The organism is Phyllobacterium sp. P5_D12 (genome assembly GCF_054049495.1).
Map to the genome: position 1 here is coordinate 1 of NZ_JBFUMG010000048.1, position 16906 is coordinate 16906.

15 protein-coding genes and 1 tRNA gene are annotated in these 16906 nt (G+C 57.4%); 13 read left to right on the top strand and 3 right to left on the bottom strand.

The window, feature by feature from the left end; translation table 11 throughout:
• Together ACXJ5O_RS05825 and ACXJ5O_RS05830 are read left to right on the top strand one after the other, a co-directional pair.
• Positions 1-453, top strand: a 453-nt coding sequence (locus ACXJ5O_RS05825; RefSeq protein WP_457299067.1) for a hypothetical protein, incomplete at its 5' end; no start/stop codon positions are given.
• 128 nt (positions 454-581) lie between these two features.
• Positions 582-1379, top strand: a complete 798-nt coding sequence (locus tag ACXJ5O_RS05830) for a DUF1499 domain-containing protein (protein ID WP_457299068.1) — start codon at positions 582-584, stop codon at positions 1377-1379.
• A gap of 232 nt (positions 1380-1611) precedes the next feature.
• On the opposite strand, the gene ACXJ5O_RS05835 is transcribed toward ACXJ5O_RS05830, so the two are convergent.
• Positions 1612-2514, bottom strand: coding sequence for an MBL fold metallo-hydrolase (locus ACXJ5O_RS05835; RefSeq protein ID WP_457299069.1), 903 nt, complete (start codon positions 2512-2514; stop codon positions 1612-1614).
• 134 nt (positions 2515-2648) lie between these two features.
• Between ACXJ5O_RS05835 and ACXJ5O_RS05840 the strand changes: the two genes are divergently transcribed.
• From ACXJ5O_RS05840 to uraH, 7 genes are all read left to right on the top strand, one after another.
• Entirely contained in the window at positions 2649-3236 is a 588-nt protein-coding gene (locus ACXJ5O_RS05840; RefSeq protein WP_457299070.1) for a biotin transporter BioY, read from the top strand.
• A 455-nt stretch (positions 3237-3691) separates the two neighbouring features.
• Positions 3692-4597, top strand: coding sequence for an allantoinase PuuE (puuE, locus tag ACXJ5O_RS05845; protein WP_457299071.1), 906 nt, complete (start codon positions 3692-3694; stop codon positions 4595-4597).
• Positions 4578-5084: an ureidoglycolate lyase gene (locus ACXJ5O_RS05850; RefSeq protein ID WP_457299072.1), complete on the top strand. Its 507-nt coding sequence runs from the start codon at positions 4578-4580 to the stop codon at positions 5082-5084. Before puuE ends, ACXJ5O_RS05850 begins: the two co-directional genes overlap by 20 nt.
• A gap of 58 nt (positions 5085-5142) precedes the next feature.
• The gene (gene xdhA, locus ACXJ5O_RS05855) at positions 5143-6600 is read left to right on the top strand and encodes a xanthine dehydrogenase small subunit (protein ID WP_457299073.1); all 1458 of its coding nucleotides are present in this window, start codon (positions 5143-5145) and stop codon (positions 6598-6600) included.
• Positions 6601-6843: 243 nt separating this feature from the next.
• Complete coding sequence (gene xdhB / locus ACXJ5O_RS05860) at positions 6844-9153, top strand: xanthine dehydrogenase molybdopterin binding subunit (protein ID WP_457299074.1); 2310 nt, start codon at positions 6844-6846, stop codon at positions 9151-9153.
• 1 nt (position 9154) lies between these two features.
• The gene (gene uraD, locus ACXJ5O_RS05865; RefSeq protein WP_457299075.1) at positions 9155-9658 is read left to right on the top strand and encodes a 2-oxo-4-hydroxy-4-carboxy-5-ureidoimidazoline decarboxylase; all 504 of its coding nucleotides are present in this window, start codon (positions 9155-9157) and stop codon (positions 9656-9658) included.
• 10 nt (positions 9659-9668) lie between these two features.
• Entirely contained in the window at positions 9669-10022 is a 354-nt protein-coding gene (gene uraH, locus ACXJ5O_RS05870) for a hydroxyisourate hydrolase (RefSeq protein WP_457299076.1), read from the top strand.
• Between the two features lie 143 nt (positions 10023-10165).
• On the opposite strand, the gene ACXJ5O_RS05875 is transcribed toward uraH, so the two are convergent.
• The gene (locus ACXJ5O_RS05875) at positions 10166-11362 is read right to left on the bottom strand and encodes a DUF2793 domain-containing protein (RefSeq protein WP_457299077.1); all 1197 of its coding nucleotides are present in this window, start codon (positions 11360-11362) and stop codon (positions 10166-10168) included.
• A gap of 556 nt (positions 11363-11918) precedes the next feature.
• On the opposite strand from ACXJ5O_RS05875, the gene ACXJ5O_RS05880 reads away from it, so the two are divergent.
• A complete protein-coding gene (locus ACXJ5O_RS05880) occupies positions 11919-13787 on the top strand; it encodes a polysaccharide biosynthesis protein (protein WP_457299078.1) in 1869 nt (622 codons plus the stop codon).
• A 3-nt stretch (positions 13788-13790) separates the two neighbouring features.
• Here the strand turns inward: ACXJ5O_RS05880 and ACXJ5O_RS05885 are convergent, their stop codons facing one another.
• The gene (locus ACXJ5O_RS05885; protein ID WP_457299079.1) at positions 13791-14786 is read right to left on the bottom strand and encodes a glycoside hydrolase; all 996 of its coding nucleotides are present in this window, start codon (positions 14784-14786) and stop codon (positions 13791-13793) included.
• A gap of 525 nt (positions 14787-15311) precedes the next feature.
• On the opposite strand from ACXJ5O_RS05885, the gene ACXJ5O_RS05890 reads away from it, so the two are divergent.
• From ACXJ5O_RS05890 to ACXJ5O_RS05900, 3 genes are all read left to right on the top strand, one after another.
• Positions 15312-15386, top strand: a tRNA-Gln gene (locus tag ACXJ5O_RS05890).
• A gap of 87 nt (positions 15387-15473) precedes the next feature.
• Entirely contained in the window at positions 15474-16403 is a 930-nt protein-coding gene (gene rbsK / locus ACXJ5O_RS05895) for a ribokinase (protein ID WP_457299080.1), read from the top strand.
• A 21-nt stretch (positions 16404-16424) separates the two neighbouring features.
• The gene (locus ACXJ5O_RS05900; RefSeq protein ID WP_457299081.1) at positions 16425-16883 is read left to right on the top strand and encodes an RbsD/FucU family protein; all 459 of its coding nucleotides are present in this window, start codon (positions 16425-16427) and stop codon (positions 16881-16883) included.
• Positions 16884-16906 lie beyond the last annotated feature (23 nt).

The window sequence follows — 16906 nt, forward strand, 5'->3', positions numbered from 1 at the left end:
GTCACGGACTACGCCCAGATCGCAAATGGCGTCTACGAGCACGCCATTCACGGCCCCAACGGCTATCTGTTCGAGTTTTCCGGCAATTCGCTGGACGCGCAGCAAACCCAGCTTCCGAACATCATCGAGATGAAATCGGCGGATGACGGCAAGAAGCTGCAGATCGTCTTTGAGAAATGGCAAACGGCGAGCGGCAAGCTGAAACTGATCGATGCCTATTCGGCTACCGAACAGGTGATCGACAAGGCGAAAGAAATCAGTGGAACGACGACGGTCGAGATCGCGACAAAGGATGGCTGGTACGATGTGGCCTTCGTCGATGCCACCAACAGCAACAACTTTCTTCGCCGCTATGCCGGACATCTGGAAAACGGCAAGATCAGCAAGAGCGATCCGGCGATCGGTCTGGAATACGATGCGTTGAAGCGGGTCTATACCGGTATGGTGGCGTAGGAAGTTCGGAACGACTGCAGGTGTGTGGTGCGCTTGTCGAACCACACACCGCCGCCGGCAGTTCAAATGCTTGTCTCCGCGTGAAATTGCGATTAGCTGTGGCGCAGTCATCAGCAACCAGGAATCTCATGCGACCGCATATTCGACGCCGCCGATCGATTTCCGCCAGATGGTCGGTACGCATTGCGTTTCTTGGCCTCATTCTGTTTGTTCTTTCGGGACTTGGCCATCGGTTCGAACGTATAGAAACGCCGGAGTTTCTCTGGCTGCTCGCCATTGTTGCTGGCCTCGCACTGCTGGCGTTGTTGCTCAGTCTCAAGGGTTTCACCAGCGTCTGGCGCCGGGGCGATATGGGCTTTCCCAGTGCCTTTTGGGGTATGGTGATCGCGTTTGTGGTGCTGGCGCCCTTTGCCACGACGCTCTATCAGGCGTTGATGCTGCCGAGGATCTACGACATTTCGACCGACATCACCGATCCGCCCGAACTCTTTGCGGCCGGGCAAAGGACAGAGCGCATGAACCCCGTCGTGAATGACGAGGACAGCCGCGCGCTTCAATCCAGCGCCTACCCGCAGGTGACGGGCCGCCGCTATGATGGCTCGCCTGATCGCATTCTGACCGCAATCAACAAGGTCATTGCCGCCAATGGCTGGACGGTTGTTGCCCAAAAAGGCGAGCCGGGCGTTGATGAGGAAATCCTGCTCGAAGTGGTGGCGCGAACCTTTTTGCTCGGTTTCACCAGCGATGCGGTTATCCGCCTTTCCGATGAGGGCGAAACCACCTATGTCGATATGCGCTCGGTCTCCCGCTACGGCATCCACGATCTGGGCGAGAATGCCGACCGCATCACGGCATTCATGACCGCGCTCGACGCGGAAGTGCAAAGCGCCCAGCCGGAAGAAGAAACGACCGAACCGGCGCAGTAGGGTGCTTCACCGCTGCCCTTATCTCTCCCCTTGTGGGGGAGAAAGCGGTTTCAGCATCTTAGCTTCCTTAGCTAAGTGCTAGAAATCGCCAGAGAGGGGATTTGCCTCACAACTACCCCCCTCTCTTGGATTTTCTAAGGATTTAGCGARRAGGCTAAATCCAAGAAAATCCTTTCTCCCCCACAARGGGGGAGATAAGCGGCATAGACCATTGGTGCTGTTACCGGGTACTTCACACCCAATAAACACCATCGATTGCCGGGCTGCCTTCGGTCTGCACGAGGCCCCGCGCGACCATATCCTCAAGATGCGCCAGCACGGAAAGGGCGGCCGCGCCGTGCAAGCGCGGATCGGTCTCGCGGTAGATCACCGTGACCATGGCGGGAATGGTGCGGTCGCCTGCTTTCACCCGTTCCAGAATTGCGCGCTCTCGCATTTTCCTGTGCGCTTTCAGGCCACGCATGAAGGTTTTCGGCTTGGTGACCGGGCCGCCGTGGCCAGGAAAGTACACCTTGTCGTGGCGCTCCAGCAGGCGGTCGAGCGACGCCATATAGTCGGACATCGAGCCATCGGGCGGCGCGACGATGGACGTTGCCCAAGCCATGACGTGATCTGCGGAAAACAGGATATCTGTACCTTCGAGCGCGAAGACGACGTGATTGGCCGTGTGCCCGGGGGTATGGATGCTCCGAAGCGCCCAACTGTCGCCTTCGATCAGCGAATTGTCGGCGGCATATATGTCCGGCATGAACTCCGTGTCGCCGCTCGCATCGAGAAAGTTGATCTCTCCCGTGTGCAACGGGCGGGAGGGGCGGTGCGGTCCTTCTGCCACCAGAATCGCGCCGAGTTCATCCTTCAACACGGTTCCCAGGGGCGAATGATCGCGGTGGGTATGGCTGACGAAAATATGGCTGACCGGGCGCCCCGCTATGGCACGCAGGAGCGTCGCCTTGTGCGCTTCGTCGATGGGACCCGGATCGATCAGCGCCAGGGTATCTTTGCCGATCAGGTAGGAGTTCGTGCCGTGAAAGGTAAAGGGGCTCGGATTGTTGACCGTGATACGCTGTATATTCGGCGCAATATCGATGGCTTCGCCATAATGCGGCGCAAATACCTTGTCGAAAACGAGGTTCATTGATCGGGATTTACCTTTTGTGCGGCTTTCGACGTATTGCAGTGCGGCATGATCCTCAATATACATTTTTCATGAAATGGTGAAAGCTTGAGGCGTGAATTTGTAGGGTTCACGACCTTCCGGAGGATAAGAACATGATTGCTGCCCAGACTCGTTCTCTTGCCGAGACGTTCCAGCCGGAAGGCCAGCTCGCCAAAGCCGTGTGGTTTGTTTCGCTCGCCCTCGTCGGCACTGCGTTGATGACGCTTGCCGCCAAGACCAAGGTCGACATGGTCTTTGTCAACGTGACGATGCAGACATTTGCGGTGTTCGCGATATCGGCGGCCTATGGCTCGCGGCTTGCCGTTGCGACGATGGCGCTTTACCTGCTCGAGGGTGCGCTCGGCATGCCGGTATTCACCGGAACACCGGAAAAGGGCGTCGGGCTCGCCTATATGGTGGGCCCGACAGGCGGCTATCTCCTGTCCTATATCGCTGCCGCCTGGATCGTCGGCCGCGCTGCCGACAACGGCTTTACCCGCAATCCGATTGTCCTTGGCCTCGCCATGCTGGCCGCCGAGGTGACTATTCTCGGCATGGGCTTCCTGTGGATGGCCTATCTCTTCGGCTTCGAAAAGGCGCTCGCCTATGGCGTTGGTGTTTTCATCGTCGGCGATATGCTGAAGCTTGCATTGGCTGCCGCGATCGTTCCGGCGGTTGGGTCTTTGCTCAAGCGCCGGTGATACCTACCAGAGCGCCGGCTAGACCGGCGCTTCATTAGTCCGCCGTTTTTTCACTATGTATTTTTCAGAATTATTGCTTTTGACTGGTGTCATATTGGATGTTTTGACGACTGTTTATAATGAGCAGAAAAAGCTCACGGCGACTTGGCTAAACGGTTTATCCGTTGCCTCGTATGCCGTGGGCGGATTGGCACCCCTTACCTCAAGCATCTATAACGCAAGTGGGCCAAGTGCTTTAATCGGCCTCGGCACAGCTATTTGTATTATGTTTGCGACTGCATTACATTTGTATGCGAGACGAACGTTGAAAGGGTTAAAACCGTGACATTGGAACAGTTTATGCTCTTCATGATTATGCCGGTTGGCGGGCTGCTCATGGTAGCCTTTGTAATGTTCGTCACACGCGATGAACGTCGCGACGACAAGCCAAAGCATTCCAAGTAACAGCGTCGGTCTTGCCAGACTATCCCCGCAATCTGATTGGCTACGGCCGCAATCCGCCTGATCCGAAATGGCCGGGTGGAGCGAAGCTCGCTGTGCAATTCGTTGTCAATTACGAAGAGGGCGGAGAGAGCTCGATCCTCGACAATGATCCGGCATCCGAATGCCTGCTGTCGGAGATAGTCGGGGCGCAACCCTGGCCGGGCCAGCGCAATCTCAACATGGAATCGATCTATGAGTACGGGTCACGCGCCGGTTTCTGGCGGCTGTGGCGCATGTTCACGCGCCGTAATCTGCCGGTGACAGTCTACGGCGTGACACTCGCCATGGCGCGCAATCCGGAAGCGGTTGCAGCCATGAAAGAGGCTGATTGGGAGATCGCCAGCCATGGCCTGCGCTGGCTTGAATACAAGGATTTCCCAGAAGAGTTGGAGCGCCAGCATATTCACGAGGCTGTGCGCCTGCACACGGAAATCACCGGCTCGCGGCCGCTCGGGATCTATCAGGGCAAGCCTTCCGACAACACGCTGAAAATCGTCATGGAGGAAGGCGGCTTCGTCTATTCCGCTGATAGCTACGCCGACGAACTGCCTTACTGGGTGCAAGGTCCGAAGGGCCCGCACCTGATCGTGCCTTATACGCTCGATGCCAATGACATGCGCTTTGCGACGCCGCAGGGGTTCAACTCCGGCGATCAGTTCTTTACTTATCTGAAAGATACGTTCGATTGCCTGCTTCGCGAGGGCAAGGACGGCGCGCCAAAGATGATGTCGGTGGGGTTGCATTGCCGGTTGGTAGGGCGCCCGGGACGAGCGGCGGCGCTGGAGCGGTTTCTCGATTACATCCAGCACCACGAGGATGTGTGGATCACACGCCGCATAGATATTGCAAGGCACTGGCATGAAAATCACAGGTCTTGATGTCCGACCACTAACCAAGCCAGCGTTTGAACGGTTCGGCGATGTGATCGAGACGCAAGGCGCGGAATTGCGCCTGATCAATGGAGGCACGACAGAGCGCTATCACGATCTCGCCAATGTCGACGTGACGGGCGAGGGCGCGCGGGTGCTGGTCAATATCTTCCGGGGCAAGTCCTTCGCGTTGCCTGTTGATATCAGCATGCTGGAGCGTCATCCACTTGGCAGCCAGGCGTTCATACCGTTGCAGAACAGGYCATTTCTGGTTGTGGTGGCTGAAGACGACGGCGGCAAGCCAGGAATGCCTGCCGCCTTTCTGTGCGAAGGCAATCAGGGCGTCAACTACGCCCGCAATGCCTGGCATCACCCGCTGATTTCACTGGACGAAACGTCGGATTTTCTCGTCGTCGATCGTGGGGGCGGGGGCAATAATCTTGAGGAGTTCTTCTTTGACGATGTGGTCTACAGGATTGAAAAGCTTGCCGTTTGAGTGAGCTGGTAAGTGGTTTCCCCTTGACGGGTGCGCATAGCCGGTTGAAGCTGGCAACATGTCACAAACGATACGTTTTTTTCTGAATGGTCAGAAGCAGGAAGCCTCGGTTCGGCCGGATATGACGGTACTGGACTGGCTGCGCAGCGGGCCGCGGCTGACCGGCACCAAGGAGGGCTGTGCCGAGGGCGATTGTGGGGCCTGCTCGGTGCTGATCGGCGACCCTTGGTTCGACGACGCTCACCATGAGGGGGCCGTGCACTACCAGGCCGCCAACAGCTGCATTCTTGCCATGGGCCAGATCGATGGCCGCGCCGTTGTGACGGTCGAGGGCTTGAAGACGGAGCAGTTGCACCCGGTACAAGCCGCGATGGCGGAAAACGGTTCGTCCCAGTGCGGCTTTTGCACGCCGGGCATCGTGATTTCTCTCGCCGGTCTTGCAGCCCAAGGAAGCGCTGCGGGAGCAGGTCTTGCGGCTCGCAAGACGGAAGTCACGGATTCCGACATCCACGATGCACTGGCGGGCAATCTGTGCCGTTGTACCGGTTACCGGCCGATCGTCGAGGCTGCGCGCAAGGTTGGCAATGCGACGATTGCGGGACCGCATGTCGCCGCCTTTGCTAAGATCGAACCACGCACGACGATTTCGGCATCCGGTTCGACATTCCATCAGCCCCAGTCGCTGAACGATCTGCTGCAACTGCGCAAGGAAAAGCCCGATGCGATATTGCTTGGCGGCGGCACCGATCTTGGCGTCGCGTTGGCGGACTATCATTCCGACTGGAGCAAGGTGATTTCGCTTGCCCGTGTGCGCGAACTGCGTGCCATTCGCGAGACCGAAAATCATTTGAGCTTTGGCGCGGCGGTAACGTGGGAGGAGATTCTCGCCGGTATTATCGAGTATTATCCCTCTTTCGCGACCTTGATCCGCCGTTTTGGTTCGACCCAGATACGCTCGATGGGAACCATCGGCGGCAATATCGGCACCGCAAGCCCGATCGGCGACGGCCCGCCGGCGTTGATTGCACTCGGAGCCGAGATGGAACTTGCTTCGCTGAGCGGCCACCGTTTTCTGGCGCTCGAAGATTTCTTCCTCGACTATCGCAAGACCGAACTTCGCGCCGATGAGGTGATTGCTTCGGTATCGATCCCGAAGCCCGCGGAGGGCCAGGCGTTCCGCGTCTACAAGATTTCCAAGCGCTACGACCAGGACATCTCGACTGTCAGTGCGGCGTTTTCGATTGTCCGCGAAGAAGGTCAGGTTCGCAGCGCTCGCATTGCATTTGGCGGCATGGCAGCAACGCCGCAGCGCGCGCCAAAGGCCGAGCAAGCGCTGGTCGGCAGTACATTTGACCATAGAGCCATCGAAGCATGCGCCAGTGCGATCACCGCGCAGTTTAAACCGCTGAGCGATTGGCGCGGTAGCGCCGAGTATCGTTTGCAGGTTGCCGCGAACCTCGCCGAACGATTCTGGCGCGATGTTGCCGGCGAGACGGTGGAGGTCATGTCGCTATGAATGTCAATGACATCGCATCAGGAGGCAACCCACTTGAGATGATGGTGCGACGTGCCGCGTCTTACCCTCCCCCTTGTGGGGAGGGACGGAGCGAAGCGACGKGGAGGGGCTGTTCTTTCTCTTTCACAGTGCAAAATTCTATGCCTCAAAAGACCCCTCCCTGCTGCAGCGCAGCCTCCCTCCCCACAAGGGGGAGGGTAAGGCGGCAACGTCGGAGTCCTTCGATCGACGCGGGAGGGCGCTATGAATATTGACGCCAAGATCGTCCAGCGCAGCATTGTCGGCAAGGGCATTGCGCATGATTCCGCCGCGCGCCATGTGGCGGGCGAGGCGAGCTACATCGACGATATGCCGGAACTGCCTGGCACATTGCATGCGGCCTTCGTCCTTTCGCCAGTGGCGCACGGCAAACTGAACGGCTTCGACGCTTCCGAAGCGCTGGCGATGGATGGTGTTGCCGGTGTCTGGGCTGCGAAAGATGTGCCAGGTCACAACGAAGTCGGGCCAATTCTCCATGGCGAGACGCTTTTTGCCGAAGATATTGTCGATCACGAAGGACGGGTGATCGCGGTCGTTGCCGCCAAGGATTTCGAAACGGCGTATCGCGCCGCCAAAAAGGTAAAGCTCGATATCGAGAAGCTCGAGCCTGTACTTGATATCGAGGAAGCGCATCGGCGGAAGAGCTATGTACTGCCGCCGCAGGAAGTCATCGAGGGCGATGTCGAAGCTGCACTTGCGGGCGCGCCGCATATCATTTCCGGCAAGCTGCACATCGGCGGGCAGGACCATTTCTACCTCGAAACTCATATCGCCTATGCCATTCCCGGCGAGAACGGTGAAATGCTGGTGCATTCCTCGACCCAGCACCCGACCGAGGTACAGCACCATGTTGCCGGTATTCTCGGCGTACACGCCAATGCTGTGGAATGTCAGGTGCGGCGCATGGGCGGTGGGTTTGGCGGCAAGGAAAGTCAGCCGACAATCATTGCTGGCGCCGCGGCACTGGTTGCAGCCAAGACCGGCAAACCTTGCAAGATGCGGCTGAAACGCCGCGACGACATGGTAGCGACCGGCAAGCGCCACGATTACATCGCCAACTGGAAGGCCGGTGTCGACAACAGGGGCCGCATTCTCGGTCTCGACGTAGAATATCTGGCGCGGGCCGGAAATCTGCCGGACCTGACCGGGCCGGTGATCACGCGCACGCTGACTCACACGGACAATTCCTATTTTATCCCGAACGCGCGCTTCATCGGCCATGCCTGCAAGACCAATACCGTGTCAAACACGGCGTTTCGCGGCTTTGGCGGTCCGCAGGGAATTATCACCATCGAGGCCGTTATCGATACGATCGCCCGCGAATTGAAGCTTGATCCCAACGCGGTCCGGGCGGTCAATTATTATGGCGACGAGACCGGCGACATGACGCCCTATGGCCAGCAGGTCGAGGACAATCGTCTGGTCGAGGTGACGGATGCGGTGCTTGGCTCCGCCGAGTGGGACTATCGCCGCGCTGAAATCGACGCGCACAATGCTGCCAATCCTGTTATCCGGCGGGGACTGGCAATGATGCCGATCAAATTCGGAATTTCCTTCAATCTGACCTCGCTCAATCAGGCGGGTGCGTTGGTCCATGTTTATCTGGACGGGTCGATCTTCCTCAATCATGGCGGCACCGAAATGGGGCAGGGCCTGTTTGTGAAGGTCGCGCAGGTGGTGGCCGAAGTGTTTCAGGTCGGACTCGACATGGTCCGCATTTCGTCCACCGCGACGGGCAAGGTGCCGAACACCAGTGCCACTGCGGCGTCTACCGGCTCGGACCTCAACGGCATGGCTGCGTTCAAGGCCGCGACCGCAATCAAGGCGCGCATGACACGTGTGGCGGCCGAGCATTTCGATGTCGAGGAAGACGTGATCGTCTATCGCGAAGGCCGTGTCCACGCCGACAATCGTTCCGTATCCTTCGGTGAACTGGCGAAAATGGCCTGGGCCAAGCGCATCCAACTCTCGGAAGCCGGACACTATGCAACGCCGAAGATTCATTGGGACGGCAAGACAATGAAGGGCCGGCCCTTCTTCTATTTCAGCTATGGCGCTGCCGTTGCGGAAGTTGCTGTCGACACGCTTACGGGCGAGACGCGTTGCCTGCGTGCCGATATCTTGCAGGACGTGGGCTCGCCGCTCAATCCTGCCATTGACCTTGGCCAGATCGAAGGAGCCTTCGTGCAGGGCATGGGCTGGGTAACGTGCGAGGAGCTTTGGTGGGATAAATCCGGACGGCTGCGGACTGTCGGGCCATCGACCTACAAGATACCCGGATCGCGCGACGTGCCGCCCGAATTCAATGTGCGCATTCTCGACAATATGCCCRACAGGGAAGAAACGGTGTTTCGCTCCAAGGCGATCGGTGAGCCGCCATTGATGCTTGGCATCTCGGTCTGGCTGGCCATTCGCGATGCAATCGCTTCGATCCATGGCGGGGTGCCGCAGCTGGATTCCCCGGCGACACCCGAGGCGGTGTGGCGAGCTGTGCGGGTCGCACAAGGGGGATGAAATGACACTTGATGAGTTGAACAAGGCAAGCGCCACGGATTTCGTTGCGGCGCTAGGCGGTATATTCGAGCACTCTCCTTGGGTTCCGGAGGCTGTCGCGAAGTTACGGCCTTTTGCCAGCACCGAGAATCTGCACGCAGCGATGGTCAATACCGTGAACGTATCAGGGCAGGTGGCGCAACTCGGGCTGATACGGGCACATCCCAATCTCGCGGGCAAGGCGGCGCGGCAGGGCAATCTAACCGCGGAATCGACAAGCGAGCAGAGGGGCGCAGGCCTCGACAGGTTGACGAACGCTGAGTTCGAAGAGTTTCATCGGCTGAACAACGCATATCAGAGCCGTTTCGGCTTCCCTTTTATCCTTGCGGTCCGGGGGCACGACAAGCATTCGATCATGGCGGCGTTTCGCCAACGCCTGAACCACAATTCGGGAGAAGAGGTGATCGAAGCGCTGCGGCAGATCGCTTTGATCGCACGCTTTCGTCTCGACGATTTATTTGCATGAGGAGCTTTTGATGGGAAAGTTATCCACACATGTGCTCGATACGGCGGCGGGAAAGCCCGCCGCGGGCATGGCGTTGACGCTGCACCGGATCGATGAAACCGGCCGTCATTTGCTCAGGACTGCGGTTACCAATGCCGATGGCAGGACAGATGCGCTGCTGCTATCTCCGGATGAGATGATGGTGGGTCAGTACGAGCTGACGTTCTTCATAGAGGATTATTTCAAGGCATCGCAAATTGCGCGTGACGAACCTCCGTTCCTTGACGATATTCCTCTCCGGTTTTCAATAGCCAATGCCGATGGCAATTATCATGTGCCTCTGTTGGTAACGCCGTGGGGATATTCGACGTACAGAGGGAGTTGAGAGAGCCTTGATAGCTTCACCCTGATGGACATCTGATGCGATTTTCTGTGCTTCCGGTGCTCATGGACCCAAAAGTCCACTGCGCTCCGGTTCTCGAAAACCACACCAGCTGCCTCATCAGGCTGAATTCTCAAGGCTCTCTCTCACCCGTAAATCCCGATCACGCTGAAGCTACGAGCTTCATCGCTCTTGAAATAGACGAGGTTGGATGCGGATGCAGGAGACTGGTTCCTGCAGGCAACGGTGATATTGGTGTTCCCCGCATCGAGAAGAAGGCCGTCTTGCCGGAATACGCTACCCAGAAGTTTCTGCATCAGCGGCGAGACATCAAAGGCGATGAGGCTGGTAACGGGATCGCCAAGCTGGATCGTATCGCCCGCAGACCACAGCTTGATATCGTCTGCGTTGCTCACTTGCAGCTGATTGGCTGCTGTATCCCATTTGGCGAAGGCCGGTTGCGCTGGTGTTTTGGTTACATTCCAGATGCGAACCATCGACAGCCCGCGCATGGCGGTGCCGAAGAATTCGCCAGCGGTATTGCTGGTGAAAGTCACGATATCATCACTGATCGAAGCCAGTTTGGCAGTCTTCAGGGCTTGGGTGCGAACCCCCAGCAGCTGGAAGATCACTGTGCCGCTGTCGCTTGGCGAGAGGAAAATCAGACCGGATTGCTTCTTGCCGGTGGCCGAATGAGCAATGCCTGAGGGAAAACGTGCAATCCCCGTGGCGCTATCGACGGCCATGGCGTCCTGCCATCGATTGCCGTCGGAGCTGGTCTTGATATGAAAATCACGACCCCACATTRTGCCCATCTCGGCCCGGTCCTGATAATTGGACTGGAAAAGCAGCGAGGCGGTRTGGCTGTCATCCACCTTGTTTATTTTCAGCTGATGGCCGCCACCAGCATGATCGAACAACGAGGCAGGGCTTTTCAACGCCAGCCGGTTGTTCTCGTCAGCGACCGTATTGATACCGACGGAATCTACCGGGTTGGTTCCGCTCGTTACCCTTCTCCAGGAATTGCGATCGAAAACGACAAAGGTTTGTTCCTCTGCCACCCAGGCGTGCCAGCCTTCCTGCGGCTGGAAGAACGTCCAGGCGTCATCCTGCCACGCGGCGATCCGGTCCGTCTTCCCCGCCCACGACGCGACGGCTTCGGGAGCGACGATGTAGCGGTCTCCTTCCGAAGGCTCCTGCGGGGCATTGGCCAGTTTGCGGCTCACCACAGAGAGCTGCACCAGCGCATCGAGCGCACGGATCGCCTCGTTGTGGGTGACATGTTTCTGCGCCTGCGACGGCGCTATATAGGGCAATTTGAGGTTCGTCGTCGTCTGGTCCATCGGGCTGTCCTTTCAGCAATCGATCAAGACCAACGACTCTAAGGCCACCTCACAGGTGGTGGATAAACCGCCAGCGGGGAGGCCACCCCAACAACGTGTTTTTCGCAGATCGATGCAACCCTGCATTCGTTGCGCAAGGCGAACAATCCAACCATGGTTTGAAGGTTTCAGGCGAAAGCAGCAGCATCGAGCCAGCCGGTGCATTCGAAGGGGATAGGCCGCTTCGACCGAGGCGAGGGCCTCGCCAGGAAACCGGAGGTGAACTATGTGGTATTTGCCATTTAGCATCACCCTTACAATGAAAAGGACCCGAAACAGCTGGACACTGTCTCTTCGGGTCCATTTCATACGGTAAGGAAATGAGGGGTGGGCGAAAGTCTACCCCTTACTCCAGTCCTTAATATAGCCGAGTTTCTGTTGATTTCCAAGCACGTCCTGGTTGACGGCAGAAACCGGCATTGCATTTATAACGCCCTATGTTACTGGTCTTGCGTTTATATCAGGTGAGGGCACGCACCGAACCAGCAGGTCTTTATTCTCCGAGCACTGAGGATTAATGAAATTGGAAATCTTTCGGCAAAGCGTCTCGATGATGCCGCGTCGTTACAAGCAGATACTCCTTGTCATTTTTGACATGGTTACGCTGACATTCGCTATTTGGCTCAGTTATTTGCTGAGATTCGGTGAATTTTTTATCCCGAACAGCGAGCAGGCTTTGCTGATGATCGCAGCGCCGCTTATCGGTCTGCCGGTGTTCGTGCGTTTCGGGCTGTATCGGTCTGTCATCCGCTACCTTCCTGACAAGGCAATCTGGACGATGATCCAGGCCGTGACGATCTCCGTCATTCTCTGGGTCTGCCTCGCCTTTCTGACGCTGATGACCGGTGCCGAAGGTGTGCCGCGCGCCATACCATTTCTTTATTGGGTGCTGAGCATCGGTCTCATCTGCGGCAGCCGTTTTGCCGCAAAATGGCTGCTGTGGAGCCCCTTGCGTGAAAAGCTGCTGGCGCGGCAGTGTCTCATATTCGGGGCGGGCGATGCCGGCCGCCAATTGGCGAACGCTTTGAGGTCGCAGAACGAAGTCTTCGTCGCGGGTTTTGTCGATGACGACAAGAGCCTGCATGGCATGGATATTCTTGGCATCCGTGTTTACCCGACATCGCAGCTCGAGACTCTCATCGACAATTTCGGCATCAACGAGATGATCGTAACGACCTCGTCGCTGAGCGGCATTCAGCGCCGCCGCCTGATCGGCAGGTTGAAGTCTCTCGATGTCAAGGTTCGTATTCTCCCGGCGATTTCAGACCTGACCGCAGGAAAATACCTGATCAGCCATCTGCGCGACATCGATATCGATGACCTGTTAGGCCGCTCGCCGGTGCCGGCCGATCCTATCCTGCTCGACAAGACCGTGGAAGACCGCGCCATTCTCGTGACTGGCGCTGGCGGATCGATCGGGTCGGAGCTTTGCCGCACCATCGTCAAGCTGGCACCGGCGAAGCTGGTAATTTTCGATGTCAATGAGCACAGCATCTATCAGCTCCATCGCGAGCTCGCCGCGGTCAGCGATTGTCTGATCATACCGGTGCTCGGTTCGATCGCCGATGCGCCGTTGATCAGAAACGTACTTGCAGCGCATAAGATCGAGAATGTCTACCATTGTGCCGCCTACAAACATGTGCCGTTGGTGGAGGAAAATGTTGTCGAGGGCGCACGAAACAATGTGATCGGTACGGAGGTGCTGGCGGCATTGTCGCGCGAGGCAGGGGTCAGAAATTTTGTCCTCATTTCGTCCGATAAAGCAGTGCGGCCATCGAATGTCATGGGCGCGACCAAGCGATGGGCCGAGCTTATCGTACGCTATCATGGCGATGAGGCGAGCAGGCAGGGCAGCGGGCAGATATTCGCGTCGGTTCGCTTCGGCAATGTGATCGGTTCTAGCGGTTCGGTCGTGCCGCTGTTTCGCGAGCAAATTGCCCATGGCGGTCCGTTGACGGTTACCCATGACGATATGACCCGCTATTTCATGTCGGTGCGCGAAGCTGCGGAACTGATCATCCAGGCCGGCGCGCTTTCCGGGGGTGGGGATATTCTGCTGCTCGAAATGGGCGAAGCCGTGCGTATCCGTGATCTTGCAGAAAACATGATTCTTCTTGCCGGCCTTTCGATCAAGGACAGCCTCCATCCGGAGGGTGATATCGAAATTGTCACAGTCGGCATACGCGATGGCGAGAAACTGCATGAAGAGCTGTTCTACGATCCGACTGGTGTGTCGCCGACGAACCACTCCAAAATCCTGCGCGCCAAGCGCGGCGCCAATTCCGTAAACCATTTGCCCGAAGCGATCGCAGAGTTGCGGCAGCTGATCGAAAGGCAGGAAGCCGATGCTGTACGCAAGCTTCTGTTCGAGTACGCAACGTCCTAGAGCCTAGCGCAATTTGGCTCGAAACCGGAGCAAGACGAACCCGACGCCAATCAGCGCTACGACAATACCTGCGGCACGAAATAGACCGTGTTGTGCCGCTGCAATGGCGCAGGCTCCTAGTATGACATCGAGCACGCCAACGCTGATGACGATGCCCCAGATCGACCAGCCGGAGCGCTTCGCCACTTGATAGGCGTGCTTGGAATGCGCCGCGAAAATATTATCGCCTACTGCCAGACGCATGAACAGCGTCGATGTTGCATCTGCGATGAAAAACAACGGCAGGATCAGCCCGGCCCAGATCGACAGATCATGACCAAGCCGAAAGAAGGCAAGCCCGCTGAGCAAGCCGATGGGCAAGCTGCCGGAATCACCGAGAAACACGCTCGCCTTCGGCCGGTTGAAGACGGCAAAGCCTAATAGCGCTCCTGCAATCGAAGCGGCAAGGCCGCCGGTCCCGAGCGCGGCAAGTCCGAAGATAGCAAAGCCGGCAAGCAGGGCGAGGGGAATGCCGAGGCCTGAGGCGACCATCAAGTCGAGCCCATCCATGAAATTGGTCAGGTTGATGAAATAGATGAGGGCGAGGACGAGAAGGCTACGCTCCACAAGGAAAGGCAGGAGTTCCGGCAGCAAGCGGAAGTCTGCCCCGAGCCCATAGACTGCAATCGCCGAGGCTGCGAGTTGCGATGCAAGCCGGATTGTTTCGGGCAGATGATGGCGGTCATCGAGGAAACCGACAACCCATAGCACGGCGGCTGCAATGGTTGTTGCGCTGAGAAACTGCGGGTCAAGGTCGGACGCAGGGCCGAATATCCACAGCGAAACGATGAGGACCGGAACGATGGCGAGGCCGCCCAATTGGCGCGCCGCCTGCGTGTGATTGGAGCGCTCGGTTATGGCTGCACCGAGGAAATCCGCAGGAAGCGCCCGCATGATGATCGCCAGCAAGAGGGCACTTGCGACGGCAGCGGCAAGAAAAGGAGCTATGATGGCGGCCAATGCTGATTCCCGTAATTATACGACCTCGTAGTGGTCACTTAGCACTCTTGGAAATTCCTTGAGAAGTGCTATATTCCCGCTTGGATAGGAGGCAGGCCGAAGCCCACCCCCCATTCCTAGGTTAGTGAAAATGAGAATCGGATTGTCAGTGACCAGCTGATCCGATTCTTTTTCACTTCCAGGGTGATGCGCAGCGGTAGAAACCACATTCGCTTCACTCCAAGTTTTGACAGTATATTGGCCGTATGCCTCAGCCAGGGAGGCCCATCCCCCTGATTGCACCGCGGCTGGCACGGTGCTGCTGCTTCGCCGTCAAAACGCAATACTGCTCCAGCCTAGCGATATGCATTTCTGAACAGAACCCCGACTTAGGTCCAATGCCCTGTCCTGGCCTTGGTCATCAAAAAACGCGGAAACAATTGCGGAGAACGTACAAACTCTCCAATCATTCACATTGCACAAGCTGGAACCAGAGGTTATAAGGCCGCGCTGTCACGCCGAATATTCCCATCAGCGTTGACATTTTGGGGCGTAGCCAAGTGGTAAGGCAGCGGTTTTTGGTACCGCCATTCGGAGGTTCGAACCCTCCCGCCCCAGCCAGTCATTTCATGACAAGACCTGTTTCTTTCCGGCTAATCATTGCTATAGATCATTGGCAAAAGACTATTGACCAAAGAGGAAACAGATATGGCACGTCGCATCGCGGTCGTTGGTAGCAACATGACCGATCTCGTCACATCGATCATTCGCATGCCTGCGCCGGGAGAAACTTTGGAAGCACCGGCATTTTCGATGGGATTTGGCGGCAAGGGCGCTAATCAGGCGGTCGCTGCTGCAAGGCTTGGCGCCGACGTGATGATGGTAACCAAAGTCGGCGACGACGTTTTCGGTCAAAGCACCATCGACAACCTCAAGAGCAACGGCATCGATGTCTCGCATGTGGGGACAATCACGGGCAAATCGAGCGGCGTTGCGCCGATTTTTGTCGACGAAAGCGGCGAAAACTCGATTTTTATCATCAAGGGCGCGAACAATGATCTGAAGCCCGCCGATATCGATGCTGCTGCAGAAGATTTGAAGCGCTGCGACCTTATCCTCATGCAATTAGAAGTGCCGCTCGAGACGGTCTATTACACGATCGCCTTCGCTGATCGGCATGGCATCGAAACCATCCTCAATCCGGCACCCGCCGCGCCTGATCTCGATCCGAAGCAGGTCACCAAGGCAACATTCGTCGTTCCCAACGAAACCGAACTGGCGCTGCTGACGGGGATGCCCACCGGGACAGACGCCGAGATTGAAACGGCAGCGCGTTCCTTGATTGACAAGGGTATCCGCACGGTCATCGTCACCCTCGGCTCCCGCGGTGCGCGCCTGATCACGGCAAGTTCCTCGACATTGATCGAGCCTCTCAAAGTCAAGCCGAAAGACACGACAGGCGCCGGTGATGCATTTATCGGCAGCTTCGCTCGCTATTACGTAGAGGGCCGGGAGCTCGAAGCCTCGCTCAGGAAAGCGGCGCTCTATGCCGCAGATTCCATTACCCGCGAAGGCACGCAGAAGTCCTATGCGACGGCCGAAGAATTCAATCAATTTCTGCAAAATCGCGCAAAATAGTCAGACATATCGGGAGGAAACATGCTGAAGAATCTGGATCCATTGCTGAATGCGGATGTACTCTACGCTCTGAGAGCTATGGGCCATGGCGATCGGCTGGTCATATGCGATACAAATTTTCCGGGCGATTCGATTGCACGCCAGACACGGCTCGGCCGGCTGTTGCGCATTGACGCCGTGACAGCGCCGCGAGCCGCGCGTGCCATTCTCTCGGTCATGCCGCTCGACACGTTCATCGATGACGCCACCGCGCGCATGGAAATCGTCGGCAGCCCCGACGAAATTCCTGACGTGCAGGTAGAAATGCAGGCCGAGATCGACGCCGCCGAAGGCAAGCATTGGCCAATGGTCTCGATCGACCGGATGGATTTCTATGAACACGCCAAGAATGCCTATTGCGTCATCGCCACCGGCGAGCGGCGGTTCTATGGGTGTTTTATCCTGACGAAGGGCGTGATCCCACCGGAAGACCTTCGATAATCTACCCTGACGGCCATCTGATG